The sequence below is a fragment of the Nostoc sp. 'Lobaria pulmonaria (5183) cyanobiont' genome (assembly GCF_002949795.1).
Taxonomy (GTDB): Bacteria; Cyanobacteriota; Cyanobacteriia; order Cyanobacteriales; family Nostocaceae; genus Nostoc.
This window is the reverse complement of the sequence record NZ_CP026692.1, coordinates 6975638-7002341: the sequence shown is the minus strand read 5'-3', so window position 1 is coordinate 7002341 and position 26704 is coordinate 6975638. Positions and strand designations below refer to the sequence as shown.

General features: G+C 39.2%; 30 protein-coding genes and 2 pseudogenes. 17 read left to right on the top strand and 15 right to left on the bottom strand.

Translation table 11 applies throughout. The features are described 5' to 3' along the window. Nucleotides 1–203 precede the first annotated feature (203 nt). The 4 genes from NLP_RS31060 to NLP_RS31045 all read right to left on the bottom strand — a co-directional run bounded on the left by NLP_RS31060 (nucleotide 204) and on the right by NLP_RS31045 (nucleotide 2668). Nucleotides 204–800, bottom strand: a complete 597-nt coding sequence (locus tag NLP_RS31060) for a CPBP family intramembrane glutamic endopeptidase (protein WP_104909671.1) — start codon at nucleotides 798–800, stop codon at nucleotides 204–206. Between the two features lie 68 nt (nucleotides 801–868). After that, nucleotides 869–1933, bottom strand: coding sequence for a DUF3326 domain-containing protein (locus NLP_RS31055; RefSeq protein ID WP_104909670.1), 1065 nt, complete (start codon nucleotides 1931–1933; stop codon nucleotides 869–871). A gap of 95 nt (nucleotides 1934–2028) precedes the next feature. After that, the gene (locus NLP_RS31050) at nucleotides 2029–2208 is read right to left on the bottom strand and encodes a hypothetical protein (RefSeq protein WP_104909669.1); all 180 of its coding nucleotides are present in this window, start codon (nucleotides 2206–2208) and stop codon (nucleotides 2029–2031) included. A 142-nt stretch (nucleotides 2209–2350) separates the two neighbouring features. Next, nucleotides 2351–2668, bottom strand: a complete 318-nt coding sequence (locus NLP_RS31045) for a 2Fe-2S iron-sulfur cluster-binding protein (protein WP_104909668.1) — start codon at nucleotides 2666–2668, stop codon at nucleotides 2351–2353. A gap of 186 nt (nucleotides 2669–2854) precedes the next feature. On the opposite strand from NLP_RS31045, the gene NLP_RS34455 reads away from it, so the two are divergent. Next, nucleotides 2855–2992, top strand: coding sequence for a hypothetical protein (locus tag NLP_RS34455; RefSeq protein WP_199784729.1), 138 nt, complete (start codon nucleotides 2855–2857; stop codon nucleotides 2990–2992). A 52-nt stretch (nucleotides 2993–3044) separates the two neighbouring features. Here NLP_RS34455 and NLP_RS31040 read toward each other — a convergent pair whose 3' ends face one another. Further along, nucleotides 3045–3338 (bottom strand): helix-turn-helix domain-containing transcriptional regulator, encoded by a 294-nt coding sequence (locus tag NLP_RS31040; RefSeq protein ID WP_104909667.1) that lies wholly within the window; start codon nucleotides 3336–3338, stop codon nucleotides 3045–3047. Then, nucleotides 3331–3669, bottom strand: a complete 339-nt coding sequence (locus NLP_RS31035; RefSeq protein WP_104910107.1) for a type II toxin-antitoxin system RelE/ParE family toxin — start codon at nucleotides 3667–3669, stop codon at nucleotides 3331–3333. Before NLP_RS31035 ends, NLP_RS31040 begins: the two co-directional genes overlap by 8 nt. A 163-nt stretch (nucleotides 3670–3832) precedes the next feature. Between NLP_RS31035 and NLP_RS31030 the strand changes: the two genes are divergently transcribed. Beyond that, nucleotides 3833–4324 carry a hypothetical protein gene (locus NLP_RS31030; RefSeq protein ID WP_104910106.1) on the top strand — a complete coding sequence of 164 codons (492 nt, stop codon included), beginning with the start codon at nucleotides 3833–3835 and terminating at the stop codon, nucleotides 4322–4324. A gap of 3 nt (nucleotides 4325–4327) precedes the next feature. Then, on the top strand, nucleotides 4328–5311 hold the full coding sequence (locus NLP_RS31025; RefSeq protein WP_104909666.1) for a GUN4 domain-containing protein: 984 nt from the start codon (nucleotides 4328–4330) through the stop codon (nucleotides 5309–5311). A 36-nt stretch (nucleotides 5312–5347) separates the two neighbouring features. Here the strand turns inward: NLP_RS31025 and NLP_RS31020 are convergent, their stop codons facing one another. After that, nucleotides 5348–5737 carry a four helix bundle protein gene (locus tag NLP_RS31020; RefSeq protein WP_325034706.1) on the bottom strand — a complete coding sequence of 130 codons (390 nt, stop codon included), beginning with the start codon at nucleotides 5735–5737 and terminating at the stop codon, nucleotides 5348–5350. A 1239-nt stretch (nucleotides 5738–6976) separates the two neighbouring features. Here NLP_RS31020 and NLP_RS31015 point away from each other — a divergent pair. The 5 genes and pseudogenes from NLP_RS31015 to NLP_RS30995 all read left to right on the top strand — a co-directional run bounded on the left by NLP_RS31015 (nucleotide 6977) and on the right by NLP_RS30995 (nucleotide 13964). Further along, nucleotides 6977–7372, top strand: a complete 396-nt coding sequence (locus NLP_RS31015; RefSeq protein WP_104909664.1) for a hypothetical protein — start codon at nucleotides 6977–6979, stop codon at nucleotides 7370–7372. Nucleotides 7373–7587: 215 nt separating this feature from the next. Then, nucleotides 7588–8534: pseudogene (locus NLP_RS31010) on the top strand (DUF4351 domain-containing protein). Between the two features lie 358 nt (nucleotides 8535–8892). Next, the gene (gene acnB, locus NLP_RS31005) at nucleotides 8893–11553 is read left to right on the top strand and encodes a bifunctional aconitate hydratase 2/2-methylisocitrate dehydratase (RefSeq protein ID WP_104910105.1); all 2661 of its coding nucleotides are present in this window, start codon (nucleotides 8893–8895) and stop codon (nucleotides 11551–11553) included. A gap of 157 nt (nucleotides 11554–11710) precedes the next feature. Beyond that, a complete protein-coding gene (locus NLP_RS31000; RefSeq protein ID WP_104909663.1) occupies nucleotides 11711–13444 on the top strand; it encodes a DUF262 domain-containing protein in 1734 nt (577 codons plus the stop codon). A gap of 73 nt (nucleotides 13445–13517) precedes the next feature. After that, a complete protein-coding gene (locus NLP_RS30995) occupies nucleotides 13518–13964 on the top strand; it encodes a DUF29 domain-containing protein (RefSeq protein ID WP_104909662.1) in 447 nt (148 codons plus the stop codon). On the opposite strand, the pseudogene NLP_RS30990 reads toward NLP_RS30995, so the two are convergent. Next, a pseudogene (locus tag NLP_RS30990) lies at nucleotides 13930–14505 on the bottom strand (Uma2 family endonuclease). The gene NLP_RS30995 and the pseudogene NLP_RS30990 overlap by 35 nt on opposite strands. A gap of 101 nt (nucleotides 14506–14606) precedes the next feature. Between NLP_RS30990 and NLP_RS30985 the strand changes: the two are divergent. Both NLP_RS30985 and NLP_RS30980 read left to right on the top strand, forming a co-directional pair. After that, nucleotides 14607–14897, top strand: a complete 291-nt coding sequence (locus tag NLP_RS30985; RefSeq protein WP_104909661.1) for a hypothetical protein — start codon at nucleotides 14607–14609, stop codon at nucleotides 14895–14897. Beyond that, on the top strand, nucleotides 14897–15322 hold the full coding sequence (locus NLP_RS30980; protein WP_104909660.1) for a type II toxin-antitoxin system VapC family toxin: 426 nt from the start codon (nucleotides 14897–14899) through the stop codon (nucleotides 15320–15322). Before NLP_RS30985 ends, NLP_RS30980 begins: the two co-directional genes overlap by 1 nt. A gap of 98 nt (nucleotides 15323–15420) precedes the next feature. Here NLP_RS30980 and NLP_RS30975 read toward each other — a convergent pair whose 3' ends face one another. Beyond that, the gene (locus NLP_RS30975; RefSeq protein ID WP_104909659.1) at nucleotides 15421–16239 is read right to left on the bottom strand and encodes a type 1 glutamine amidotransferase; all 819 of its coding nucleotides are present in this window, start codon (nucleotides 16237–16239) and stop codon (nucleotides 15421–15423) included. Between the two features lie 63 nt (nucleotides 16240–16302). Next, the gene (locus NLP_RS30970; RefSeq protein ID WP_104909658.1) at nucleotides 16303–17640 is read right to left on the bottom strand and encodes a Mur ligase family protein; all 1338 of its coding nucleotides are present in this window, start codon (nucleotides 17638–17640) and stop codon (nucleotides 16303–16305) included. A 361-nt stretch (nucleotides 17641–18001) separates the two neighbouring features. Between NLP_RS30970 and NLP_RS30965 the strand changes: the two genes are divergently transcribed. From NLP_RS30965 to NLP_RS33865, 4 genes are all read left to right on the top strand, one after another. Next, entirely contained in the window at nucleotides 18002–18589 is a 588-nt protein-coding gene (locus NLP_RS30965) for a thylakoid membrane photosystem I accumulation factor (protein ID WP_104909657.1), read from the top strand. A gap of 176 nt (nucleotides 18590–18765) precedes the next feature. Continuing rightward, entirely contained in the window at nucleotides 18766–19374 is a 609-nt protein-coding gene (locus NLP_RS30960; protein WP_104909656.1) for a hypothetical protein, read from the top strand. A 269-nt stretch (nucleotides 19375–19643) separates the two neighbouring features. Further along, entirely contained in the window at nucleotides 19644–19871 is a 228-nt protein-coding gene (locus tag NLP_RS30955) for a hypothetical protein (protein ID WP_234017133.1), read from the top strand. A gap of 23 nt (nucleotides 19872–19894) precedes the next feature. Next, the gene (locus NLP_RS33865) at nucleotides 19895–20032 is read left to right on the top strand and encodes a hypothetical protein (protein ID WP_158680618.1); all 138 of its coding nucleotides are present in this window, start codon (nucleotides 19895–19897) and stop codon (nucleotides 20030–20032) included. On the opposite strand, the gene NLP_RS30950 is transcribed toward NLP_RS33865, so the two are convergent. Further along, nucleotides 20029–20562, bottom strand: a complete 534-nt coding sequence (locus NLP_RS30950; protein ID WP_199784728.1) for a hypothetical protein — start codon at nucleotides 20560–20562, stop codon at nucleotides 20029–20031. The two genes, NLP_RS33865 and NLP_RS30950, sit on opposite strands and share 4 nt — an antisense overlap. 264 nt (nucleotides 20563–20826) lie before the next feature. Further along, on the bottom strand, nucleotides 20827–21432 hold the full coding sequence (locus NLP_RS30945) for a DedA family protein (protein ID WP_104909655.1): 606 nt from the start codon (nucleotides 21430–21432) through the stop codon (nucleotides 20827–20829). Nucleotides 21433–21592: 160 nt separating this feature from the next. Between NLP_RS30945 and NLP_RS35360 the strand changes: the two genes are divergently transcribed. The 3 genes from NLP_RS35360 to NLP_RS30935 all read left to right on the top strand — a co-directional run bounded on the left by NLP_RS35360 (nucleotide 21593) and on the right by NLP_RS30935 (nucleotide 23119). Further along, the gene (locus NLP_RS35360; protein ID WP_234017132.1) at nucleotides 21593–21973 is read left to right on the top strand and encodes a cytochrome P450; all 381 of its coding nucleotides are present in this window, start codon (nucleotides 21593–21595) and stop codon (nucleotides 21971–21973) included. Nucleotides 21974–22073: 100 nt separating this feature from the next. Further along, on the top strand, nucleotides 22074–22370 hold the full coding sequence (locus NLP_RS35355) for a cytochrome P450 (RefSeq protein WP_325034774.1): 297 nt from the start codon (nucleotides 22074–22076) through the stop codon (nucleotides 22368–22370). 8 nt (nucleotides 22371–22378) lie between these two features. Next, a complete protein-coding gene (locus tag NLP_RS30935; protein WP_104909654.1) occupies nucleotides 22379–23119 on the top strand; it encodes a hypothetical protein in 741 nt (246 codons plus the stop codon). On the opposite strand, the gene urtE is transcribed toward NLP_RS30935, so the two are convergent. From urtE to NLP_RS30920, 3 genes are all read right to left on the bottom strand, one after another. Then, on the bottom strand, nucleotides 23082–23780 hold the full coding sequence (gene urtE, locus NLP_RS30930) for an urea ABC transporter ATP-binding subunit UrtE (RefSeq protein WP_104909653.1): 699 nt from the start codon (nucleotides 23778–23780) through the stop codon (nucleotides 23082–23084). The two genes, NLP_RS30935 and urtE, sit on opposite strands and share 38 nt — an antisense overlap. A 176-nt stretch (nucleotides 23781–23956) precedes the next feature. After that, nucleotides 23957–25069: a hypothetical protein gene (locus NLP_RS30925; protein WP_104909652.1), complete on the bottom strand. Its 1113-nt coding sequence runs from the start codon at nucleotides 25067–25069 to the stop codon at nucleotides 23957–23959. Nucleotides 25070–25093: 24 nt separating this feature from the next. Further along, nucleotides 25094–26548, bottom strand: coding sequence for a DNA methyltransferase (locus tag NLP_RS30920; RefSeq protein ID WP_104909651.1), 1455 nt, complete (start codon nucleotides 26546–26548; stop codon nucleotides 25094–25096). Nucleotides 26549–26704 lie beyond the last annotated feature (156 nt).

Below are 26704 nucleotides of genomic sequence, written 5' to 3'. Positions count from 1 at the left end.
ACTTATAATTAAGATTGCAAGAGGGCAGGGAGCAGGGAGCATGAGGAAAGAGGATTTCTAGCTTTTTGCACAGATGCAGGAATAATAACTAACTACCAAGACTTGATATGATGCATGGAAATTGACTGAAAAAGGGATGCGATCAACCAGAACTCCCGTTGTCAAAGAACCAGGCTCTCTTTTTAACAGCCATTTATCAGTATTTATTTTTTAATTACCGAAAATTGCCGAATTTTCCAGAAATAGCTAGAAATCCAATTGGTAATAATATGAGCAACAATCGGCACTAACAAGTTGCCTGTGAGCAGGGCACTATATGCCAATATCATCCCGACAATCGTTGCCCAAATTACATAAGGCCATTGTTGGGAACCGCTAAAATGCAAAATGCCAAAGCAAAAACTGGATACAATTACAGCTGTAAGATCGGAGCCTAAAGCTGGTAGCATCACACCTCTAAATAACAATTCTTCACTCAACCCTGGTAGCAATCCCAGCCAAATTAAATCTAGTAAGGTTAAAGGCTTCAGTACCACTTCTAAGTAATAATCTGCACTTTTACGATAGGCAGTCCATAGGCGATAAGTAAAGCCACTTAACGCAGTGATCAAGAATCCCAACCCTACACCTAAGAGCAACTCTTTTTGGTTCAAGTCCCAAAAAAATAGTGAAAAGTTGCCAAAATATAACGAAAATTTGGCGACTATCAACAAAATGATTGCAGTCGCTCCCATCGCCCCAAGTATTTGGATGCGCGTCAGGTATGGAATTTCTGGCTCTTGTTTTTGTTGTTCAATCACAGGTTTTTAGAGAGAGTGGGGAGTGAGGGGTGGGGGAGGTAGAGGGAGAATTAACTAATGACCAATGACTAATGACTAATTGACTGCAAAGGTAATAATTTGGGACGGAGAGCGGAGGGGTTGATGCCTGCTTTGTGTGCGACTAATACACCCACTGCTTCTAAATACGAGTTTACCTGTATAGCTTTGATTCCCAAGGGGTGGGGAGGAACTTTGATCAGAGTTTTATTTTCTTCTACTGTAATTATTTGGCATCGTCTTTGGCTTAAACTCAGTAAAGCACTGCTACCACAAGCAGTTGCAGGTGCGATCGCAGCATCCACTTCATCTGCCCAAATATCTTCTTGCTGTGATGCGATTGCTCCTTTCTCTATTATAAATTGTGGGGCATGACTTAATCCTACAAGCACGCACGGCAAAAAAGTATAGCCCAATTCTTCGGCGGCAGAACGGGGAGATAAATCAGGTTGTGGAGGTTCGCTTAAAAGGGCGGGAGAATGGGCACAAGGAATTTGAAAAGTTCGCACTAGCAAATGGCTAATTACAGCTTCTGCACCCGCTAAAGGATCTACGCCTTCACCGTGGCGATATTTTTGTACTGCCTCCTCATCCATATCATCGGGGAAACGGGCAACAACTGCGATCGCTTCTGCCCCCGCTTTTTTAATTAATATCTCAGCTGCCCGTAATAAACTATCTGGATTGCCAATTGTCCCCCAACTAGCTCCCGATGCTGTAGTCCGTAATTCTACATTTAATGGCGCATCAGTAATTACATAATCTGTTAAGGTCAATCCTAGAGTTGCTCTGACTGCATCGGCGGCTTGTATATGTCGTAGCCGTAACTCTGGCTCAATGCCTTGGTCTAAAAGCAAACCTACTTTGTTGGTGCGGACTGGACGCAAACCCCAGCATCCAGATGCGAATTTGTCAAGTCCGTAACCTTCAACATAAAAAGCGTTTGGGAGATTCCAATACAAACTTGCGCCATTAAGGACATTGGGGTGAGTAATTAGGCGATCGCAAACCTGTGCTATAACTTTGGCAACAGGCAAAGCATCTCCTGCATAACCCCCAATGGCAGCCCCAACGCCAGTTGGTACAATTAAGACAGCAGTGTATGGACGATTCATCTTAAGTTATGAGTGCTGAGTTATGAATGATGAGTTTATGAATCACAAGCCATCAAATACTAACTCCTGTACAGACGCGATTAATCGCGTCTCTCCTAACTCTTAAGTGTAGTCACCACGGCTTCAACTGTAGCTTTTTGTTCGTCAACGTCCACAGAAGTAATTGCCCAACGAAGGGGTTCCCCTTGTTTCTTCAACTCTGTTTCAATTGCTTCTAATAATTCTGCGGGAGTTTCTTGTAAATCAATTTCTGCGGTAATAAAATGAGTCGTCATTTTGGTAAATCCTGTTTATTTGTAATTTCTAGAATAGCTGATATCAGTTGCTAGTAAATACTTATATTATTTATAACTTTTGGTAATCCAAGCGAACAGTTATCAATAATAAATCAGTATACTGATAACTGTTTACTGATTATTAGTCTTTCCCAAATTGCAACTGATAAACGATGTCTTCCTTTTCTGTCTCAAGTTTCAAATCAGAAAGGGGTTTGGCAACACAAAGCAATACGTAACCTTGCTTTTGCAAATCTGGACTAACGCCCATGCCATCCGTTTGATCCACAGTTCCCTCACTTATTTGACCGGCGCAAGTTGTGCAAACACCTGCATTACAAGAACTTGGCAGTTCCAAACCAGCAGCATCGGCAACTGATAAGATTGTTTCATTTTCAGGAACTTGCAAGGTATGAATTTCGCCTTGATGATTAATTTCTACGGTGTAAGTTTTGGGCATATACAAAGTCAGGTGATGCAACGAACAAATTTATTATTCTATCTGAATTAGTTAAAAATATCTAGATACTAGCATAAAAGTTTAGGTTAAATACTGAGATTATAGTCACTAATTCTGAACAATTTTTAGACTAGTAACATTAATTACTATAATTAGAATTATTAGTTAAATTTACTATAAATATATATGCGCGATCGCGTTTCTTTAGAGACTGTATCTGTAAGTCTGCCTTTTGGCATTGGTTCGATGTCTTGGAAAGTTGACACCACACAAAAGAAGGCGGCTTGGTCGCTTTATGTGGAATTGGTGACGCGCATTATGTAGCGATGATTGGACTCACCAACAGACTTTGGTGATTAAGGTTACAACATTAAGCTTACGGCTTTACTGTTACTGCTAAGTGTAATCCTAAAGCATCCAACAAAGAATTTAGACTGTAAAACTCAATTTCGCCTTTCTCTAATAGCATTTGGTCAAGTTTATTGTAGAGTTCCTTGACTTGTGCAGAAAGCCGGTCAACTCCACCACGCGCTTCTATGATATTTTTCAGTGCCTTACTTAACATTTTAGCGTCGCCTTCTTCTAAAACAACTTCAATATAAGCTGCTGCTTCTAGGGGATCTTGAAGGTCTTGTATCAGTTTTTCGTGATAGCTTGTACTTCTAGGCATCATCCCTACTCCTGTAGTCTTTCCAATATTCCTTGGCTTTAGCAATATCTTTATCTTGAGTGCTTTTATCGCCACCACACAAAAGAATAATAATTGTTGACCCTTCCTGCCCAAAGTATATGCGGTAGCCAGAACTATAGTCTATTCTGAGTTCAAAAACACCATCACCAACTGATTTAGAATCACCTAAATTACCATCCTCTACTCGGTCAAGCCTTGCTCTGATTTTAGCCTTTACTTTTCTATCCCGCAGAGAGTCAAACCACTCAGAAAAAATATCTATACCATCAAATCTTAAATAATTCCTGATTTCTTTTGGTTGAACTTCCATGTTGAAATTTTCCCAAACGCCCGATCCCATTATCATTGATCAATCCAGGGTGCGATCGCGCCCGTTGCTGCGACAATATGATTTAAGGCTGATTTTGCAACTATGATGAGCAATTTTACTATAATAAACCCAAATAAATTAGTTAAATTTGCTTACTATGAATATGCGTGATCGCGTTTCTTTAGAGACTGTATCTGTAAGTCTGCCTTTTGGCATTGGTTCAATGTCTTGGAAAGTTGACACCACACAAAAGAAGGCGGCTTGGTCGCTTTATGTGGAATTGGTGACACGCATTGCTGTACAACCTTTGGAAGTTGACCAGGGTTTGGTACGAGAAGCGATGAACTCTCTTTATAGTTTATTTGGTACAACCCGCGAAGTTCTCAAAGCTGCCGGGCCGGATGTGGGTGCTGCTCGTGATTCAGTGGGGGGAATTGCGATCGCAGTGTTGAATAATGGGTTAAGGCCGTTTTTGGCTAAATGGCATCCGTTGTTGCAAGCGTGGGAAGCTAGACGACCTGTAGGGGTGAGTCCCAAGGAACATGAGCAAAGTTGGTCGGAGGAACCCAAGTTACGAAGTGAGTTGGAAGCTTTGCGAGGTGGGTTGGAAGATTACGCGAAGGCTTTGGCAAAAATTGCAGGCGTGGGAGAGTGATAAGTGGAACAGTTTGATGTGTTTCTTTGCCACAATAGCCAAGAAAAGGCACAAGTAGAAGAAATCAGAACACAGCTATTGCAGACAGGAATATATGCCTGGTTAGATAAGTATGACTTTGAGCCTTTTCGTCCTTGGCAAGACCAACTAGACGAAATTATTTTTCAAATCAAAGCAGCAGCCGTATTTATCGGTTCCTCTGGCGTAGGTCCGTGGGCAGATATTGAAATGAAAGAGTTTCTGGTTGAGTTTGCCAAGCGAAAAATACGCATGGGCTTAGTTATTCTTCCTGGTTGCCCTGATCATCTCATCAATGAAGTTCCGAGATTTATGAGAAGCTTTCAGTGGGTAGATTTTCGACACCAAGATCCTGATCCTATGGAACGGTTGATTTGGGGTATCACTGGCATAAAGCCAGGAACACAAACTATTATTCATCCTCCAGTATTTGAAAGACCCTCAAAACCACCAGAAACTACTCCGAAGCCACCACATCAAACAGATGACCTATCCTCAGAAAAAGGCATAGACTACACTAAACTACGCGACCTACTAGCAGCAAAAAACTGGAAGGAAGCCGACGAAGAAACCTATCGGGTGATGATTCAGGCTGTCGGTAAAGAAGAAGGCGACTACTTCACCAATGACGAACTGTTAAATTTTCCTTGCACTGACTTACGCACAATTGACCGCTTGTGGGTAAAATACAGCAATGGACACTTTGGCTTCAGCGTCCAGAAGGAAATTTACTTGAGCGTTGGCGGTAAAGCTGACGGCAAGTATTACGAAAAAGTCTGGGAGAAGTTTGGCGATCGCGTGGGGTGGAGAGTGAAAAGGAATTTTTTTGTTGTTAGCAATTGGATTAATTACTCTGACGTAATTTATGATACAGCCTCCCCCAGAGGACACCTCCCGGCGGGTCGGTCCGGGATCGGTTTTTCTGTGTCTTCTCTCGCATCGAGACTTGTAAACTGTAACACGCCCTGACGGGAAGTCAAAAGTCAAAAGTCAAAAGTCAAAGATTTATTTCCCTAGCTTTCCTTTAGTCGTTACAATTGATTTGGCAATAATTTTAATTAATTGTTCACACTCATCTAAAAGCTTTTCTACTTGTCCCGGAGTCATCATATCTGATTTAATTAATAGCCTCAACCAGTATTTTGTTTCTTTTGCTTCTTTCAGAGCTATTGATTGCTTGCTAATAAAATCCCTATCACTTTCAGCAGACTGAGATTCTTCAATATTTGCACCAATTGATGTCCCTGATCTAAATAACTGAGCAGCTAATAATCTTGGTGTTCCTGGTTGTTTATCTAAATAAGAACAAATTTTGGTTATTCTGACAGCGAATTCAAAAGCTCTATCAGGAATTGGGATATGATTACTCATATTAAAAAGTATACCAAAACTCAATTATTATTTTTGACTTTTGACTTTTGACTTTTGACTTCCCCAACGGGGCTGTAGCGATGATTGCACTCACCAAGAAACTTTGGTCATCAATGTTACAAGGTTAACTCTTAAAGTTATAACATTAAGTCTTAAGGTTACAACATTAACCCTTAAAGCTAGAACCTGAAGCCTTAAGGTTACAACATTAACCCTTAAAGCTAGAACATGAAGCCTTAAGGTTACAACATGAAGCCTTAGAGCTAGAACATTAAGCCTTAAGGTTACAGCGATCGCTCATAGCGCTTCTCAATTGCATGGAATACAGACCATTTGTAGGAGCACAGCAATGCTCATAAGTGTCAACTTAAGCTGAAATGTTTACCCAATATACGTTTTACCGCATCCCCAATCCTTCCCCTTACCAAACTACAGTGTATACAAAAGTCGAATTACCCCAATTTGAAAAAAGAATGCAACAGATACATACGGACATACCTTTGTTCTGTCTGGCTTTCTTAATTTTGAATTTTGAATTTTGAATTTTGAATTGGTATTACCCCCCTTAATCCCCCATTATAAAGGGGGGAAATAAGATTTCCGGTTCCCTCCCCAATACATACGGGGAGGGTTAGGGTGGGGTAAAACTGACACGAAAACTCAGTGAGTAAACTATTTCAGACTTGTGTATACACCGTAGTTTTACCTTACCAAGGGGAGGGGCGGTTTTGTCTAAAGCCAAAACCGGGGTAGGGTGACGCGATAAGTAATGGTAAGTGAATAGACTTCTTGCATGAATCAAAAACACTCACCCTAAATCCCTCTCCCAAGCTTGGGAGAGGGACTTAGAATTTGGCTCCCCTTCTCCCAAAATTGGGAGAAGGGGTTGGGGGATGAGGGCAAATTTTGCATTTGTGCAAGAGGTCTAATGAACTCAATTTCACGTCTTGACAAGGGTTTCACGTTAAGTTGACACCAATGAGCTTTTTCTGTGCCCTATTGTGTATTGCATCCAAACTAGAACCGCTATAGAAGTAAAAGTGCGTAGTTTACCGCCGTAGGCATCGCTCATACAACAACATTGTAGTTTTCGTGCAACTTAAACATAATATTATTTTGCTAAAAATGCCTTTGGTAATGAAATTACGAGAAATCACGGATATAGATAAAAAGTTTTGCTAAAAAAAATGCGCTTTTTGCTGAACTAGAATACAGGTTAATTGAGGCAAAATAGCTTTGTAAAGCTTTTAAAGGTGTAAATTTATGTCTCGAAGAAAACGTAGTTCCCGGATTCTAGAAAAAGCTGAGTTTAGAGTTGCCGGATTGAAAGCTATCGATCCAAATATCAATTTTGATAATACTTACAACTTGCAAAACCTGACTCAATTAATAGAGCAGTTTCACGATATGCTTGATGATTATAACGCTGCTATAGCTATAATTGACTCTTCTAGAAAAAAGCTGGATGAGATGGAAAAAACCTTAAGTCAGGTTTCAGACAAAATGCTGACTGGGGTTGGTTTCAAGTACGGCAAAAACAGCAATGAATATGAACTTGCAGGTGGCGTTCGAGACAGCGAACGTATTCGTAAAAGTAGATTGACACGCTTGAAATCTAACACAGATAAAACATCAGATGAAAATGCAATAACCGCCTAGTACCGCTAGGCGGAAGTCAAAAGTCAAAAATCAAAAGTCAAAAGGCTTATATAATCTGCTTTTAACTTTTTTAAAATGGTATCTGTGAAAATTCCAGGTGTCTAGATCCCCGACTTCATAAAAGTTGTCGGGGATCTATTGTCTCACGAATGATTCAGGACTGCTATATAATAAAACTTTGCATTAACCCAGAACTTCCGCAATTTGAAAATTGAATGACCCGGTTTATACATGATAAATTTGCCAAAGACTATCTAGAAGAATTACTAAAAGATTACGGAGAAGTCAAAGCATCAGAAAAAGTTGCAGGAGAGATTAAAGAAATAGATGTTTTATTCACTCCTGCCAAACAGCAAAACTCTAATTTACAAGTACTGGGTTTGTTAGGAAGACTTGCAGAACATCCTGCAATTATAGAACCCTTACGGGTTCGCCAGTCGCTCATGGGGGAAACCCCCAAGACCGCGCTGGCTCACCATACCGCAATCCAGCTTCTACCGATGAAATATGCGACTGTATTCTCAAATTATTAGAAATCAAGGCTCTCCTGCGACGAGAAGCTAAAGCCAATAAAATCAAACTTCAGGACTCAGAAATTCCCCAATTGTGGGTTCTTACTCCAACCATATCTGAAACTAGATTGTCTAGCTTTGGAACTATGCAAAAAGCAGGTTGGTTATCAGGAGTGCATTTTCTGCCAGATGCCTTGCGAACAGCAATTGTAGCGATACACCAACTACCCCAAACACCAGAAACGTTATGGTTGAGGCTTTTAGGAAGGGGAAGTGTGCAGTCACAGGCAATTATCGAGTTGCAAACGTTACCATTAGATTATCCATACCAAAAAGCAACTCTTGAATTAGTTTACAATTTGCGCGAAAACTTGAGAGTAAATCAAGAATTAGAAGCAGATGATAAGGAGTTAATTATGCGATTAGAACCACTTTATCAAAGAGACAGAGAACAAGCTATACAAGAAGGAAATAAACAAGGAGAACAACGTCTAGTTCTACGTCAACTCAATCGCCGTATTAGTGAGATTGATGCATCATTAATCGAGCGAGTTCAAGGTTTATCAATTGAACAATTAGAGAATTTAGGAGAAGCGTTATTAGACTTTTCTAGCGTCGCTGATTTAGAAACTTGGTTAAACCAACAATAAGGATAAATCATTATAGCTTTTCCTAATCAAATAAGTTACATCAGAGCAAGCAAGGAGCTTGCTCTTAGTGGGTTGGGGGTGGGGTTCTGTACCTACTCAACTAATCACCGCAAATTTGGATTAATTAATTTCTAAGCAACTCGGATTCTACAGCAACCCTGTTTAGTGTTGCTCGTATTCCATCAAAGTGTAAAAATATTCGCTTCACGAAAACTAAACTTTCAGTATAAAAAAAATTGCAACCAACCGATTACCAGTAAGGCTTTTAGTAATAAAAGTAAGCTAAACTTTTATAGCCAAGTGTTGCCTAAAAATATTTCATAATTAAAGGGAGAAAATCCCAATGGAGAACATTAAAATGCTGGAATCATATCGTAAAGACGTTGCTGATAGAGGGGCACTCGGTATTCCCCCTTTACCATTGGATGCGAAGCAAACCTCAGAATTATGTGAATTACTGAAAAATCCGCCAAAGGGTCAAGAGGAGATATTATTACATCTATTAAGCGATCGCGTTTCTCCTGGTGTAGATCCAGCAGCTTATGTCAAAGCTGGATTTCTCACCGCCATTGCCAAAAAGGAAATCACCAGTCCCTTGGTTTCGCGCATAGAAGCGGTGCAATTGTTAGGGACGATGGTAGGTGGTTACAATGTGCAATCTTTAATCGATTTGCTGCAATGGCCCACCGTATCCCTCTCAGACTCATCTGAAACGCCTCTAGTGATGGGTGGACAAGGAAAGGAACCCATCGCCGCCTATGCCGCCAACGCCTTAAGCAAAATTCTTTTGGTGTACGACGCTTACCACGATGTTTTAGAACTGTCTAAAACCAATCCTTTCGCCAAGCGGGTGATTGACTCTTGGGCGGAAGCTGAATGGTTTACCCTTCGCCCCACAGTACCAGAAGCGATTACTGTTACCGTTTTTAAAGTTCCTGGCGAAACCAATACCGACGATTTATCCCCCGCCCAAAGCGCCACAACTCGCCCAGATATTCCCTTACACGCCTTAGTGATGTTAGAGTCACGGCAACCGGGAAGTTTGAAAACCATTGCCGAACTGAAGAAAAAAGGGCATCCTGTAGCTTACGTGGGGGATGTAGTTGGTACAGGTTCCTCGCGGAAATCTGCCATCAACTCTGTATTGTGGCACATGGGAAATGATATACCTTTTGTGCCAAACAAACGCGCTGGGGGTTATGTTTTAGGTGGTGCGATCGCGCCAATCTTCTTTAACACAGCTGAAGATGCCGGTGCTTTGCCTATTCAGTGCGATGTCACCCAACTCGAAACCGGCATGGTAATTACCATCCATCCCTACAAAGGCGAAATCACCAATGAAGCAGGTGAAGTCATTTCCACCTTTGCCCTCAAACCTGATACCATCCTTGATGAAGTCCGCGCAGGTGGACGCATCCCCCTACTTATTGGACGTACCCTCACCGACAAAACTCGTCTTGCACTTGGTTTAGAACCCAGCACTGTTTTCACCCGTCCCCAGCAAGCCTTTGATACAGGGAAAGGCTACAGCCTAGCACAGAAAATGGTAGGTAAAGCTTGCGGATTACCTGGTGTGCGTCCCGGCACATCTTGCGAACCGATCATCACTACCGTTGGTTCCCAGGATACCACAGGCCCCATGACCCGCGACGAATTGAAAGAACTCGCCTGTCTTGGTTTCAGTGCAGACTTAGTGATCCAAAGTTTCTGCCATACTGCTGCTTATCCCAAACCAGTAGACATCAAAACCCATCACGAACTCCCCGATTTCTTTGCTTCTCGTGGCGGTGTCGCCCTCCGCCCCGGTGATGGTATCATCCACTCTTGGTTAAACCGGATGCTGCTACCCGATACCGTAGGAACTGGCGGCGACTCTCACACCCGCTTCCCCTTAGGTATTTCCTTCCCCGCCGGTTCAGGATTAGTCGCGTTTGCGGCGGCTTTGGGTGTCATGCCTTTAGATATGCCAGAGTCAGTATTGGTAAGATTCAAAGGAGAATTGCAACCAGGTATCACCCTGCGGGATGTTGTGAATGCCATTCCCTACGTGGCAATTCAAAAAGGTTTGCTGACAGCAGAGAAACAGAATAAGAAAAACGTTTTCTCCGGGCGAATTCTGGAAATAGAAGGATTGCCAGATTTAAAAGTTGAACAAGCCTTTGAACTCACCGATGCTAGTGCCGAGCGTTCTTGTGCCGGATGTACAATTAAACTGAGTGTAGAGACAATTTCGGAATATCTGCGTTCTAACGTCGCGCTGCTGAAAAATATGATAGCACGCGGCTATCACGATCCGCGTACCATGCTGCGCCGTGTGGCAAAGATGGAAGAATGGTTAGCAAATCCCGTCTTATTAGAAGGCGATGCCGATGCGGAGTATGCCGAAATAATTGAAATTGATTTGAACGAAATCAAAGAACCAATTGTTGCTGCTCCCAATGACCCCGATAATGTTAAATTATTATCGGAAGTTGCTAACGATCCAGTGCAAGAAGTATTCGTCGGTTCTTGTATGACGAATATCGGTCATTATCGGGCAACAGCCAAAGTTTTGGAAGGCGCAGGTGAAGTGAAAACTCGCCTGTGGATATCACCACCAACCCGCATGGATGAACACCAATTAAAAGAAGAAGGTGTATACAGCGTTTTTGGGGCTGCGGGTGCGCGTACAGAAATACCCGGATGCAGTTTGTGCATGGGGAATCAGGCGCGAGTTGCTGATGGAACAACAGTGTTTTCTACCTCTACCCGCAACTTCAATAATCGCATGGGTAAAGATGCGCGAGTGTATCTTGGTTCAGCGGAATTAGCCGCAGTTTGTGCGCTGCTGGGACGGCTTCCGACAGTGCAGGAATATTTGGATATTGTGGCGAGGAGAATTCATCCTTTTGCAGATGATTTGTATCGGTATTTGAACTTTGATCAAATCGTCGGTTTTGAGGATGAAGGGCGCGTGATTGCGTTGGAAGATATGCCGAAGCTTGAGGATATTTTGGGTATGCCTACTGCGGCGAGGTAGGTAATAATTGACATTAAACGCCGCAGGCTAAAGCCTGGGGCTACACGAACGAAGCCCGCATTAGCGGGCTTTTTAATGCAAATCAATCACACGTAAGTCTTTGATAATCCAAAAATTTAGTTATTATCGTATATGATACATAAAGCAAATAACAAGTATGAAAGCATCAGAAACAAGTCTCCGTAACTTACTAGAAGGTGGTAAACAGTTTCAAATACCTCTTTTTCAGCGACCATACTCTTGGAAAAAGGAGAACTGGGAGACTCTGTGGGAAGATTTGATAAGTCTTTATAATGATGATGAAAAAGGCTTTTATTTTCTTGGGCCTATAGTAACCCAAGCTGAACTGGGAACCGCTGACGGTATAAGTCGATATATTGTTATAGACGGACAACAACGTTTTACAACCCTTAGTATTCTCTTGGCGGCATTAAGAAATTATCTCAAGAAGTCTGACAAACAAATAGCAGAACAGATACATGAATTTTTTTTAATAAACAAGTATCAAAAAAATGATGATTTTTATAAAGTGCTGCCTACTCAGGATGACTGTGACGCATATAAAAGCATTATCGACAATAAGATACCTAAGGCTAAAAATAAAGAATCACAATCAGGAGCAATACATGAAGCTTATAAATTTTTTGATGGCAAGTTGAAAAAGCCTTTTGTAGATGAGGATGTTTTGTTAGACTTTGCCAAATTTAAAAATATTATTTTAGAACGTTTAGTATTAGTAAATATTACTTCTGATAACAACGATAACCCATATCTTATTTTTGAAAGCTTAAATAACAAAGGAGAAGAATTAACCCAGGCAGACTTAGTTCGTAACTATATATTTATGAAGTTACCTTCTGAAGAAAGGGATGAAGTTTACAACAACGAATGGTTGCCTCTTCAAGAAAGTTTTAAGTTAAACATGAAGCAAAAGGAATATGCAGAAGAACTAACTAAGGCATTTTGGTTTTATCTGCGTAAAGATGGAGAGGCAGTTAATGAAAAAGCCGTTTATAAATCAATTAAACAACGTTTTGATGAATCGGCTAAACGCTTTGAAAAACCTGAATTAGGTATCAAGGCTGAGTTACATAACCTTATAAAATTTACTAATTACTATCTACGTCTTAATTTTGATGAGGAAGAACAAGAACCAAAACTAAAGTATTGGTTTCAGCGGTTAAAAAAATTGGATTTTACTACTTGTCATATATTTCTCCTGAATATTTATTATGAATATGAATCACAACGCTTATCTATTCAAGATTTTGAGAAAATCCTGCAATATTTAGAATCTTATTTTGTACGCCGTTGGATTGTCGGGATTCCTACTAGAGCTTTAGGCACAATCTTTAACAATCTTTATAAGCAAGTAAAGCAAAAAAATCCTGAAGATTTAGTGAATGGATTACGCCAAGTTCTAATCAGCTTTGAGAAAACTCAAGTATTTCCTGACGACAATTTATTCTATCAGCATATCATCAATGAACCTTTATATAATAATAAAAGCTCGGCAGCAAATGAACGTGTAAAGTTTTTATTAGAAAGTATAGAACAATCTTTGAGCAAGGAGCGTGTTGATACTCTGCCTATGAGCCTTGAGCATATTATGCCCCAAAAGTCCCCTTTACGTAAAGAGTGGCAAGAAATGTTAGGCGCAGATTATAACAAGGTACATAAGGAATTGCTTCACACTTTAGGTAATCTCACGCTAACACAATATAACTCTGAATTGTCTAATAAATCCTTTGAAGAAAAGTTGAAAATTTTAAGAGCTAGTAATGTGACTTTGAATCAGTATTTCCGAAAGGTAGATGTTTGGAATGAACAGGAAATCAAAAGTCGTGCTGAATATTTAGCTAATATAGCTATTAAAGTGTGGCCTCGATAAAAGAAAGTTGGTATAGTTTAATTCGCTGGGTGTTATGCCCACCTTATTTTTAGCGTTTTCAAGAGGAATATTAATGACCAGTCCATCTTTTATAAATGAAAAAAACCTTTATGAACAAGACTTTTACTTGTGGACACAAACAATTGCCCAGCAGTTAAAAGAAAATAAATTTAATGAAATAGATATACATAATCTAATTGAAGAAATTGAAAGCATGGGGAGAAGTGAAAAACGCGAGTTAAAAAATCGATTAATTGTGCTATTAATGCACTTGCTGAAATGGCAATATCAACCAGAAAAACGTAGTGAAAGTTGGCGCAGTACCATTTCTGAACAGCGTATCTGTATTGAAACATTATTAGAAGATAGTCCCAGTTTGCAACCTCTACTTGCAGAAGTATTTGAAAATTGTTATCAAAAAGCTTGTGTAAAAGCATCTGATGAAACAGGTATTAAATTAAATTTATTTCATAAAGAATCTCCATTTACATTAGAAGAAACCTTAAAAAATAGTTATTAAATTGGAGGAAGGAATAAATTTTTATACCGTCGTACCCAGAAAAAATTCTGGCTATTTGTTTAGGATTGCCAATAAACCGCCTACCACCTAAACCTAGATAATCTACAATCCAATATTCAGGTATTCCAACCTCTTCGTATTTACCTGCTTTGGTAAAATAATCGTCTCGCCAGTTTGTACTTACCACCTCAATTACTAAAGGAATTGATGCCGCTTGGCTTACAGTAGATTCTTTTTTCCATAGAGATTAATTTACTAAATTAGAGTTATTCAACAACAGTACATCTGGTGAGTAAGCTGCTTCGCTTTGAAACAGCGTCGGTTTAATGAAAGCTGTTTTAGGGATGAAATAAGGTAGTTTTAAACGTTTGTATTCTGTAACTATTTCCCCAACTAAAAATCTCACAATCTGTTCATGTTCGCCTGTAGGAGCCATTTCAACAATTACCCCATCATGTAGTTCATAATGCCTATCTGAAGATTCGGGATACCAGGCGATAAATTCATCAAATGTTACTTGTTTGGCTAAGGCTTGAGTCATGCTTTGCCCTTTGTTAATTTAAAATGAAAGGCACAGTCTCCTGAATTACGTTCCCTGTCAAATCCAGAAAACGAAAAATTATATAATTCCTGGGGGTAAAAATGGAAACAAAAAAATTGCGATCGCATATTGGGACAGATGGGATATTGCACATTCAGACACCCACTGATTATAAAGATACATCTGTAGAAGTAGTGGTAGTTGTGCAGCCGTTAGATAAAACAAACCTTGCACCATGCGATGACACTGTACTGCAATATAACGCTTGGGGAAAGCCGACAACAAAAAAATCGATTCAAGAAGCAATTGCCAAAATGCAACAACTGCGGCGAGAAGTAACCTTAGATAAAACCTCAATCCGCGAAATGCTTGAAGAGGGACGAAGATTTTAATGCAGTTTGTTTTGGATTGTTCTGTAGCAATTAGTTGGTGCTTGGTGGATGAAAACGATGATTATGCTAATGCCATATTGGCAATGATGCCAGATTCTGAAGCTTTTGTACCAGGAATTTGGTCGCTGGAGATTGCTAATACCCTTGTTGTGGCTGAACGACGTGAGCGGATGACTAAGGAACAATCTGAGCAAGCTATTGCTTTGTTACAGTCACTGTTGATTCAGGTCGATCGAGTTACGGATGTAAAGGGATTGGATGTAACCTTGAAGCTAGCACGACAGGAAGGTTTAGCAGCTTATGACGCAGCTTATTTAGAATTGGCCTTGCGGTTACAATTGCCTTTAGCAACTCTTGATACTCGGTTAGCAGAGGCGGCGACTCGTTGCGGTGTGGGGTTTGTCGTTGTTAACGAGGAAACATGAACTCAAGGCTGAGTTTGGGGCGTTTGTCACCCCTTCCCATCCGAAACCGGGGAATTGCGTTCCCTGTGAGAGTCAGGGAACGAGAAAAACACGAAAATTTAAACTTTCGCCGCAGTAGCACTTGGTAAACTGACTTTTAAGCGCTTAAACATCGCTTCTCGTGCTTGTACAGCGAGGCTATCGTCAAAAGATTTTAAGGTAATTTCCTGCTGATACTTTAGCCGCAGCGCTGTTTGAATTAACCAATCGGCGACAAAAGGATTTTTCGGTAACAAAGGCCCGTGAGAATAAGTAGCGATCGCATTCTGATAAAATGCTCCTTCTGTCCCATCCTCTCCATTATTTCCCAAACCGTACACCACTCGCCCCAAAGCTTCCACTTTCCCCAACTTGGTACGTCCGCCGTGATTTTCAAAGCCTACCAAATATGGTGTGCTACCTGTCATCTCTTTTAAATCTCGCGCCAGACGGGAAGCTGTCACTTCAATTACTAAGTTGCCAATACAGCGCTTAGTATTTTCACCAGGATGCACAGAAACTAAATCAAGTATTCCCAAACCATCAATTCGTTGTCCCAAGCCTGGTTCATAATAATGTCCCAGTAATTGGGGTGAACCACAAGTAAATACTCCTGGTGTTCCATTTTCGATTTTGTCCCGCATAGCGTCGGCTTTCGCACCTTGCAAATCACGCATGACAATCTCTTGCTGGCGGTCTTGTGCGCCACCACCGACTATGACATCTACAGTTTTAATATCTGCGGCTGTGGCATTTTGATCTAGGGGTAACACTTTCACATCGTATCCCCGCCATTGAGCGCGACGTTCTATAGTAATTACATTACCGCGATCGCCATAGGTACTCATCAGCGTCGGATAAAGCCAACCAATTGTTAATTCTAAATTTTGAGAAGTCATAAATTTAGGGAATAGGGAATGGGACGATCGCAAATGACAAATGACAAATGACAAATGACAAATTTAAAGAATTTTCCTACCAGTTAGGACTTCTCGCACTTCTAGCATGGCTGAGTAGGTAGGCAAAATATGCAAAGTTTCATTCTCTGGTGTATGCTCTAATGCAGTAGCGATCGCTTGTCGCAAATCTTCTTCCACAATTAAATTTAAGTTACTCTCAGGGGACTTTTGGCTGTAACGTAGACGTAGTGCCATATCGTAGACGCGATCGCCACTCACTACTAAAGTCCCGCCTCGTTCGACTAATTTCTCGGTATCTACGTCCCAAATCCAGGATACATCAGTGCCATCGGGCGTGCGATCGTTCAATACCAGCAGTGTGGTTTTATCTGTGCTTTGAGTAACTACGCGAATGGTTTCATTTGTTCCTACAGGATTTTTTGATAACAATATCCGCACTCGTTTACCGTTAATTACTAAATCTTCAGCCCGACCAAAAGCAGCTTGGAAATTATTAATAGTATTTCTAATTGTTGCTTCATCAACTCCTAACTCAATAGCCGCAGTTGCAGCAGCTAAAGTATTATATTTGTTGTACAAACCAACCAGAATTTGCGACCATTCATTACTTTCTAAAGTTGGTTTACTTTTACTAAAACCACACTTGGGACAAGTAAAATCTCCCAAATGAGACAAATAAACACCCTTGTAATCTAGAGAATGTCCACATTTAGGACAATAAATAGAATCAACAGCGTGAGGAATTGCTTCTAGATAATGTTCTGGTTCATTCAAGCCAAAGAATAACACCCGTTGGGGTAACTGCTGACCAAGGTTAGATAAAGTTGGGTCATCAGCATTGGGAATTACTACCGTTTCTGGTGGTAGGGTAGAAATAACTTTTGTCCAACGCTTACTAATTGTGTCTACTTCGCCATACCTATCGAGTTGGTCGCGAAATAAGTTTAAACAGAGAATAATTCGCGGCTGGAGTGGGCTTAATACTTTTGGTACAATATTTTCATCCACTTCCAAAATGGCGTAATCAGCATTTAGCGTACCTAGTAAGTTGGTGCTTTCTAACAGCGCCGTCATCAAGCCATTTTCCAGATTTGCACCTGTAGAATTATGAGTGATGCGAAAACCCTTGCGTTCTAATATCGTGCATAAAAGCAGCGCTGTAGTAGTTTTGCCGTTAGTACCAGCAATTAAAATCACCCCGTTTTTAACTTGCTGACTCAATAATTGTAAGAGTCGGGGTTCAATGCGACGAGCAATCGAGCCTGGTAACACACTAGCAGCACCCAGACGGAGCGATCGCACTATAAACGTCACACTTTTTGCCACTGACACCGCGAAACCCAATCGCAGTCTATCTATGAATTGTATTTTGTTTCCCACATCTGTACCCTAGTCTTCTGGCGGTTGCTAATTAAAAGTGCAAATTTAATCTTGTGAGTTTAGCGAATCCTGGTTGAAAAAGCCAGTCATCGCAATTTTGAATTTTAGATTTTGGACTTCGACTTCTCTTTGAGACGCTGTTCGCATTCGCTCAGTCGAACGATTTTGGATTCTTGAGCCTTACAGTTGCGCTACTTTACCTCTGTTTTGACTTGCGCGTAGCGATACCAGCCACTTGCGACAGATAATCTCAGTAAGCGTTATCTTAAAAAATAGTGCGTGGGCGTAATTACATATCTAGCCCCGGTTGCCAAATTAAGCACAAACTCACAACAAGTAGTAGCTTGCAAGGTTCCTTTTGATGAATAGCACAAAGTTTCTTTTTTTACATAAACAAATTACTGGCTGGCAAGGGTGGTTGTCCAAATGCCTGTTGTTGCTTGCAAGTCTTTTCATTATAAGTATGCAACCTGCATCTGCTGGTCTTAATAATGATTTATATGATGGCAACATCTTTGTCGTTTATGCAGGCAATGGTTCATTAGTTCCTCCCAGACAGACACTGGCACAGACTTTAGCGGAACATAAACCCGTATTTTTGGCTTTTTATCTGGATGATAGCAGCGATTCCAAAAGATATGCCATTTCTATCTCACGGGTACAGGAATTCTATGGTCGGGTAGCAGAGATTATGCCGATTAGTGTAGATACTATCCCGCCTAAAGAGACCTACGACTCAACAGAACCAGGATATTACTATGGTGGGAGTGTTCCGCAAGTAGTGGTGTTAAATAAATCAGGTGAAGTAGTTTTGAATAAAAAGGGTCAAGTAGCTTTTGAAGAGATAGACGATCAATTTCGTAAAATCTTTGATTTATTACCACGCATTGAAACAGCACAGCTAAAGCGGCGAGCCTTCAATGAGTTCAGTAGTGAGTTAGCTAAGTAACTTATGGGGTAGACCAAATTGGTCTGCCCTAATTTTTAGTGCTATCTGTTACTACATTTCTGCCGATGCCAAAGCATAATATTGAAATATCTGTGTTAACAATTGAGGAAATTAATCCATAGTCTATAGTCCGTAATCAATGCCCAATGCCCAATAATTAACTAGAGTGTATTCTGATGTCAAAAGTTTACACCACTCAAGAGCTAATTCAAATTTTGGCAGCCGAACGCCAAGCTTGCCTCAAAGGAAAACGTCTAAAATTAGAAATAACAGTCTCTGGCAATCCTGTAATTGACCAGTTCATCAGAACTGATGGACTGCAACAGTTCACTGCCTATCAAGATTTCAAAACTGCAATTCACGAGTATCAGAGAGAAAACCGAGTTTCTGGTATTATCTGGCGGGAAATGACAGTTAAAGGAAAAAGCTTACACTATCCCGAAATAGATACTGAGTTAATTGCCCTCGCTAGTGACTTAGAAATATTAAAAGCTGCTAAGAATTCCATCGTAAAATTTTGGTGTGAAGTCACTGTGGGCATGGATTTATACTTGAGTTTTAATAATAGTAAACAACACCAACAAATTGTCACATCTGATGTCGAAAGGATTGTTCAAAGAACAGAGTGGGCAAGTTTGTGCAAGTGGGAAAATTCTAGCTTTTTGGAAATGATTTTGCAGCTAGGATGGGGTAAACCAGAAGAAGCTTATTATAAACGAGGAAGACCGCGATCGGGTAGTGAATATATTCATGCAGTCAATCCTGGAAATCGCCCTATTGGTTGACTTCAGGAGGCAGGAGGCAGAAGGAACCCACATTTAAAAACGTGGAATTGAAGCAAAGACGCTTCGTATCTCGTGCTACACTCTCAAGTAGAAAGGTGCATTACACTTCGTCAACGCATCCTAAAAAATATTCCCGAAATTAGGAAATTACCCAAAAATCGGAAATATTATTAACTTTTGACTTCTCAATTACCGACTCTATCTGTAACAGAAATTTCAACTGTACAGATAAGTAGTAGCATGAATCCACAGAGGGTTATTCGCTAGCCTTGCCACGGATCAACCAAGCTAGCGGTTCAGCCTTGTGTAGAATTAGCCTGTGGCAGTACGTCTTGACTGGCGTCGAAATCGGCAAGCTACTAGAAAACGAACTGACTAGGGAATTGTTCGGCTACCGCGACTTACTCAAAGCCAACGTAAGCGTTCAGGGTGAGAAGCTGCTAGGTGGTAAGCACATCCAAGGCAAGCTCATAAGTAAAGTCGTAAACCTACTGTAGCTTAGGGCATCACTGGCTACTTTATGAATTTTACTTGTGATGCTAATTGCTCAGATGCTACCTTGATTTGGAGACAACAGGGTGTGCAATCTGTTGTGGGGTTGAAAGCAGGCGAACGCACTTCTTTAGTAAAAATGGCTAATTCTACGATTAATCCCTAGCTAGCGTCAGAGTTTGATTGTACTTCCCAACGAAACAGCCGCGGCAATTGAGATATATCTATGGCGTAGTTAACAATCCACATCACCAATTCAAAAATCAATAAATATCGTACCCACTGCAACTCGCTTGTAGAATCCAAAAGTGTCAAACCCTCATACAATTGCCAGAAACGGTAAGGGAGATATATATAAGGAACCATCACCCAGACGACATTTTGCAACTGCCTAAGCGTCACTCTTTCAGAAATGATTTGCAACCCTAAGACGATAAAATACCAAGCAAGCACAGTTAAGACCGTGCGATCGCCCCACCATACACCCCACAATAACATGACCGCTAATGGTGGCACTACTGCTAACAGTTGCACCGAGCCAAACCAGATTTTATACCAACCAGGAAATGGTAAAGGTAGAGTATAAGGCTTTGCGTTTTTCCATCCCCAGTTCACAACCACAATAAAAAGTGTGGCAATAAGGAAAAAGAGGAGATTTTCTAGGAACAGATAGAGGTTAATGTTTAAGGAAGTCATGAGGGTATTATCAAACTCTGATGTTTGTGTGTCATTCTCCTCAAGTAGTATTTTTGCTATTTACCGACCTAGCTAAGTTTTAATAATGTCAAGAACACTGAAACCACCCCAAATCAATGCCATTAGTAAAGTTACTTTTGATTGTCGGTCTTACTCAAAAAAATAGCGTTCTAATTCGTTAAACAGTCGAGCCATACACACCAATTTTTATCAAATATCAGTAAATAAATATACTTAATCTCCACATAAAATCCAAAAGATATTTCAGCTTTTGTTTGCTCTATTTTCTTGTATCAAATGAATAATCGATGGCACTAAAGAAATAACTATAATTAGTCCAATAATTGGTAACAAATACTTATCAACCTGTTCAGGTGGTAAAGATTTTCCTAAGAAAAACCCTAACATGGTGATAGCGAATGTCCAAAAAAAGCCACCGATTAAGTTGTAAGACATAAATGTTCGATAATGCATTGCACCAATCCCAGCCACAATCGGCGCGAAAGTCCGTACAATGGGTAAAAAACGCGCTAAAACAATCGTTTTTTTACCGTGCTGTTGATAAAAGTTTTGGGTTTTAATAAGATGCTTTTTATGAAATAACCATGAATCTTCCTTTTGAAAAAGTCTTCTACCAAATTTATGTCCAGTAAAATAGCCAACATTGTCACCTAAGACTGCACAAATAAAAGCACCAAAAATCAAAACCCAAATGTTCAGTAAATTCTGAGATGCAACAAATCCAGCGGTGAACAATAAGCTATCCCCAGGCAGAAAAAAACCAATTAATAAGCCAGATTCAGCAAAGACAATCGCCCAGACCCCAAAATAGCCGAGTGATTTAATCAGTTGTGGTAAATCCAGATGCATAGAATTTTTACTTTTCAACAATAGATCCACAACATCTTAACGTTCTGCAATTTTATTGAATAAAAAGTAATATTAAATTTATGTAAAGTTATTATGTAATCTTGGGAAATGTAATGACAGATGGCAGATTTTAGGTTATTAGTGCAAAAGACAAAGATATTTGAAAGTACTAAGAATATTTTGGGGTGCTGCGATCGCAGCAGAGTTGGAATATCGTGTTAACTTTTTCATAGCTACCCTTAGAGATATGAAAAGTGATCAAATTCCTCCTGGAAGCTTTGGTATACCTGTATTAGGTAAAACACTCTCTTTTGTTTTCGACCGCGATTTCGCTAAAAAGCGCTATCGCCAGTACGGGCCCATCTTCAAAACTCATCTTCTTGGTAGACCGACTGTATTGATGGTCGGACCGGAGGCATTAGAGTTGGTTTTGTCAAGCCAAATGGAGAATTTTTCTTGGCGCGAGGCATGGCCTGATAATTTCAAGACATTACTGGGTGAATCACTTTTTCTGCTTAGAGCAGGTTTTGTGGGAAGTTGAAAGATTGCATCAACCTGTCGGAGGCGGGTTTCGTGGCGTAATTAAAGACTTTGAGTTTAAAGGTTATCACGTTCCTGCTGGTTGACAGTTATACTATTCAATTGGAGTTACTCACCGAATTGAAGAAATTTATTCTGAACCAGACCTGTTTGAGCCAGACCGTTTCAGTCCCCAGCGCCAAGAAAACAAAAAATACCCTTTTAGTTTAATTGGTTTTGGCGGTGGGCCACGCATCTGTATTGGCCTAGCCTTTGCCAAAACGGAAATGAAGATCGTTGCTGCTCATCTTCTCCATAGTTATCATTGGGAGATATTACCCAATCAAAGTTTAGAGGAAGTTGTGGTTCCCACTAATCGCCCGAAAGATGGATTGCGGGTTAGATTTCAACCTCGGTGAAATATTTTATGACATCCCAAATAAACATACATTTACCTAATAGAGTTTTACAACGCTGGCAAAATGTGAAAGATTTTGTGGGCGGAAGCGTTAACTCTCTAAGTAACTCAGCACAACAAGCTGGTGAGTCTTTAAAGACAACAGCCACTACCACAACTGATAGAGCAATTGATACAGTTACAACAAGTTTAGAGCAAACTTGGCAAACAGCAGAGCAATTGAAAAATACAACATCGGGAGCAGTTAAAGATGCAATCGCATCTTCTGCAAGTGATTGGTTAACACAACACCCGATATTTTTTCGGTTAGTTCAAATACTAAGTTGGGGAGCTAATCACCCAATTATTAGTGTAATAATTTTGCTGTTTGCACTTGCTCTACTTTGGAGTATCATCAAAGCAATTGTCCGCCTAATTGAAACCGCTAGTTGCTCAATACTCAAAGTTCCGTTAAAATTGCTTCAGGCTTTGATTAAAGTTAGTTTTCTATCCTTAACTCAAGTTGGAAGTTTTGCTGTTCAAAGAATCCCAGGAGCTAAAATAACTGATAGTCTGCCTACTTTACTACCTGAAAGTTTTCAACAAAATAAACAACAACGATTAGCAGAAATTTCTATTCGTTTGGAAGCAATTCAAAAAGAACAATATGAGCTTTTACAAGAAGCGGCAGACTTGATTTCTACCGACACAATTGATATAGAAATATCAAAAATTAAACAGCTAAAAAGCGCTGAATCACATCTTGGCTAAGTTCGGCTGTGGAACCGGAGGCGACAATACCACCTTTTTGCATGGCGTAATAATAATCAGCCTGACGGACAAAGTGTAAATGTTGCTCTACTAATAACACCGAAATGCCTGTGGTTTCGACGATGCGACGGACTGCGGCTTCAATTTCGAGGATGATGGAGGGTTGAATACCTTCGGTGGGTTCATCTAAAACAAGTAATTGAGGTTCTCCCATTAAAGCACGTGCGATCGCTAATTGTTGCTGCTGTCCTCCACTTAAATCACCACCCATCCGCGAAAGCATGGTTTTTAACACCGGAAATAAACTAAAAACTTCCTCTGAAATTTCTGCTTTTTTTACTGGTTTGCGTCTAGCTTCCAACCCCAGCAGTAGATTTTCTTTAACTGTTAACCGAGGGATAATCTCTCGTCTTTGGGGAACATAACCAATTCCCAACTTTGCCCTTTGGTCTGGGGATTTAGAGTTGATTAATTCTTCAGCTAAATTAATAGTACCGCTGCGGGGTTTGAGTAAACCCATGATAGTTTTTAGTAGGGTAGTTTTTCCGACACCATTGCGTCCAATTAGGCAAACCATTTGCCCAGATGGTACGCTCAAATCTACATTGCGGAGAATGTGGCTTTCGCCATAGTAAACGTCAAGGTTAGATATTTTTAGCATTAGAAGTTATCTGTATATTAAAATTTCACCCACAGGCACAGAGAGAAAGATAGAGTTTTGATATTTTTGTATCAATATGGAATTATTCAGATGGGTTGCATAATTGAAGGCTAGACCGCTATTTATTCATGCTTATCTAAATGCGTAGTCATCAATATTTGATTAATGAAAGTTTTTTACTTTACAACGAAAATAACATCTGTTAATGCACTGAATGTTTGTGATTTCCCAGAATAATTAAAATCCATCTTTAAATCTGATATTTCCTTTGAACTAAAAGCTTCAAGAAAAGTGTTTATCGTAGGTGTTAAGAGGTCTAAGTTCCTTTTAAGTTTCCACGAACTGGAAAAATCATTTGTATCAATTAGTACAATAAACAAGCGGTTTTCTGAGCCAAAACGCATTTCTCCCTGATTCTCATACAACCATTTTGCTAGATTTTTAGGATTCTGTTGAGCTTCGTTAACAATTGCCATATTTTCAGACTTTAACTGATTAAGAACAGATTCAGATGCATTGTCATTTCGATCTCTTAACTTTTCAGTTATTTCATAATATATATTGGAAGGTTTTGCTGTTTTATCAAAGTTAATTGAAAGCTCTTTTGCTTTTTTCTTTAAAAAAGTGAGTTCAACAGGAAGATTCTTTTCCTTTCTCTTGGATTTTAAATATTCTGACGGGAAATAAGTAACCTTTAAATCAAAGGGTATATTTTTAATGAAAAAATCGACACTCTTAATTTGTCCAACAGTAGGTAAAATAGACGGATGTGATTTAAAGATATGCTCAATTAAAATACTAGACCAATGGTTATACCAACTATTCAATACATATCCTTGAACAGTACGATTTATCTCTGTCTCAAACTTTGACATCAATATCTCATAAGATATGATAAATTTAGTTTTAACATAATGGCTTATTAAGTATTTATCCAGTGAGTTTTGATAATCCCCTCCCCATTCAAATGTTTTCAATTTATATAACTCCGAAACCAGGCTTTCCTTATTTAAGGCTTCCAATATTTGTGCATTTTTTTCTTTAATATATAAATCCAATCGCTGATGAGACTGAGATAGGTTTGATTCCAAAAGCAAAAATAACTCCTCGAATTGTCCGTTTAAGCTGCTAGTATTTAAGACTAGTGAATATTTGTTGACAAATTCTGAAATTAATTCTCCTCTTCTGATTGATTTAGTTTTTAACCACAGTTGACCTGTATAATCCGTATTAAATTCTGTTAGATTATCATTCTCATATAATCCTTTCCAATAATAAAAATTCTTCATAGCCAATCCTGAAAAATCTTCATCTTATATTGCTGACGCTATTTGGGATATTGAAGTTGACCAACCTGGTATCTTATTAAGTTCCTGCTGAGAATTAATATTACACCCTTTTCGTTTGAGGACGAGAACATAATCTGTTTTCATTCCACCTCTTCTATTATCTTGCACTACTGAGTTTGCAGAATATTCCATAGGAAAAGCCCCAATAAATTGTAAATTAGAATTATTTTCAAGTATCTCTAAGAATTTCCAACTTTCTTGATCGCGGGCATTAAAGTATATTAAAAACATTCCATCATCAGTAAGAATACGACTAGATTCACCTATAAACAATTTCATTTTTTCAATATACTCGATCTTTTTTTTATTTCTCTCTTTGGCGTTAGAAACAATTATTTCTTTCTCAAAATAAACATTTTTATTTAAAATAGAATTCCATATCTCACTTAATTCAAGGTATGGAATTCGATCACTATGCGGTGGGTCAGTGCAAATCAGTTTTATAGTTTTTTCTGGTATTTTTTGCATTACATCTATGCAATCATCATTAATAATTAATGCTCCTTGTCTATTTTCTAAGAGCGCACTTATTGATTCATGTCTTGGATATTTATGATCGCTAATATCAATTAATGCTTTATAAAGTTTTTTAGCTCTACTCTCAAAACAATTCCAAACATTAATTTCAAAATGTAATTCTGGTCTCCAATAACCAATCACCCAACTACCGACCTCAATTTTATTAGAAATTTGATTTTTTGTTTTTCCTCGATTGGTAATTGCAAATACCATAGATGACATTTGTCCTGATGAAGAAGTAAGAGTTAATAATAAAGCTTTTTGAATTAAATCTGGAAATAGTTTAATTTCATCCAGTATTAAATCAATATTATGCAAAGCTCTACGAGTAAACAAATCATAGATAGACATTTGATTACTTGAGTTAATTCTTGAATTTGTAAAAAAAGTTAGTTTTCTAATGTTCCGTATTGAATATTGAGAAAAAGAGTCAATTTTTTTTAGATCAAAGCTTGTTGTTTCTATCTCAATTCTCCTTCTACCTACCTTTGGCTTCATCCATACTTTTAAAATATCACTACTACTCCATAAATAATGTGATACTATTTCCCCCTTGTCGGTAAGATATGTCTCATTTATTTTATGTTTAATATTTGTTTCAATCTTTTGTAGAGCTGATTGAAATTCTGAAGCTTTTGGAAGTTCTAATAAAAAGTTGGTATGTTCAATTGCAAAAGGATTAATATCAATTCCAATAAATCTCCTTTTTTGGTACAAACATTCTCTACTGATAAGACCTGAACCCAAAAATGGATCAAGAACTATATCTGATTCAGATGTATAGTTTTGTATAAAAAAAGCAATACTTTCAGTTGGCTTTTTACCCCAGTATTTATGGAAAGAATATATACCTTTATAAGTATCAGGATTACTAATATCTTTTATAGTCTTTGCGGTCATGTCAAACTCTATATCTAAGAACCTTAAATATAGAGTATCATGTCCCGGGCAAACGCATCTAAAGTATAATAATCGTTTAATAGCAAAGGTTTCGGCGTTTTTAATTTTTGCTTATTTTTTCATCAATATCCATGCCCAGCAAAAGTTTCAGAAATA

Coding starts and splice junctions, on each gene's coding strand:
- NLP_RS31055 (WP_104909670.1), bottom strand. CDS start 1,933: ATGAATCGTCCATACACTGCTGTCTTAATTGTACCAACTGGCGTTGGG.
- NLP_RS31050 (WP_104909669.1), bottom strand. CDS start 2,208: ATGACGACTCATTTTATTACCGCAGAAATTGATTTACAAGAAACTCCC.
- NLP_RS31045 (WP_104909668.1), bottom strand. CDS start 2,668: ATGCCCAAAACTTACACCGTAGAAATTAATCATCAAGGCGAAATTCAT.
- NLP_RS34455 (WP_199784729.1), top strand. CDS start 2,855: ATGCGCGATCGCGTTTCTTTAGAGACTGTATCTGTAAGTCTGCCTTTT.
- NLP_RS31040 (WP_104909667.1), bottom strand. CDS start 3,338: ATGCCTAGAAGTACAAGCTATCACGAAAAACTGATACAAGACCTTCAA.
- NLP_RS31035 (WP_104910107.1), bottom strand. CDS start 3,669: ATGGAAGTTCAACCAAAAGAAATCAGGAATTATTTAAGATTTGATGGT.
- NLP_RS31030 (WP_104910106.1), top strand. CDS start 3,833: ATGCGTGATCGCGTTTCTTTAGAGACTGTATCTGTAAGTCTGCCTTTT.
- NLP_RS31015 (WP_104909664.1), top strand. CDS start 6,977: ATGTCTCGAAGAAAACGTAGTTCCCGGATTCTAGAAAAAGCTGAGTTT.
- acnB (WP_104910105.1), top strand. CDS start 8,893: ATGCTGGAATCATATCGTAAAGACGTTGCTGATAGAGGGGCACTCGGT.
- NLP_RS31000 (WP_104909663.1), top strand. CDS start 11,711: ATGAAAGCATCAGAAACAAGTCTCCGTAACTTACTAGAAGGTGGTAAA.
- NLP_RS30995 (WP_104909662.1), top strand. CDS start 13,518: ATGACCAGTCCATCTTTTATAAATGAAAAAAACCTTTATGAACAAGAC.
- NLP_RS30985 (WP_104909661.1), top strand. CDS start 14,607: ATGGAAACAAAAAAATTGCGATCGCATATTGGGACAGATGGGATATTG.
- NLP_RS30980 (WP_104909660.1), top strand. CDS start 14,897: ATGCAGTTTGTTTTGGATTGTTCTGTAGCAATTAGTTGGTGCTTGGTG.
- NLP_RS30975 (WP_104909659.1), bottom strand. CDS start 16,239: ATGACTTCTCAAAATTTAGAATTAACAATTGGTTGGCTTTATCCGACG.
- NLP_RS30965 (WP_104909657.1), top strand. CDS start 18,002: ATGAATAGCACAAAGTTTCTTTTTTTACATAAACAAATTACTGGCTGG.
- NLP_RS30960 (WP_104909656.1), top strand. CDS start 18,766: ATGTCAAAAGTTTACACCACTCAAGAGCTAATTCAAATTTTGGCAGCC.
- NLP_RS33865 (WP_158680618.1), top strand. CDS start 19,895: ATGAATTTTACTTGTGATGCTAATTGCTCAGATGCTACCTTGATTTGG.
- NLP_RS30950 (WP_199784728.1), bottom strand. CDS start 20,562: ATGACTTCCTTAAACATTAACCTCTATCTGTTCCTAGAAAATCTCCTC.
- NLP_RS30945 (WP_104909655.1), bottom strand. CDS start 21,432: ATGCATCTGGATTTACCACAACTGATTAAATCACTCGGCTATTTTGGG.
- NLP_RS30935 (WP_104909654.1), top strand. CDS start 22,379: ATGACATCCCAAATAAACATACATTTACCTAATAGAGTTTTACAACGC.
- urtE (WP_104909653.1), bottom strand. CDS start 23,780: ATGCTAAAAATATCTAACCTTGACGTTTACTATGGCGAAAGCCACATT.
- NLP_RS30925 (WP_104909652.1), bottom strand. CDS start 25,069: ATGAAGAATTTTTATTATTGGAAAGGATTATATGAGAATGATAATCTA.
- NLP_RS30920 (WP_104909651.1), bottom strand. CDS start 26,548: ATGACCGCAAAGACTATAAAAGATATTAGTAATCCTGATACTTATAAA.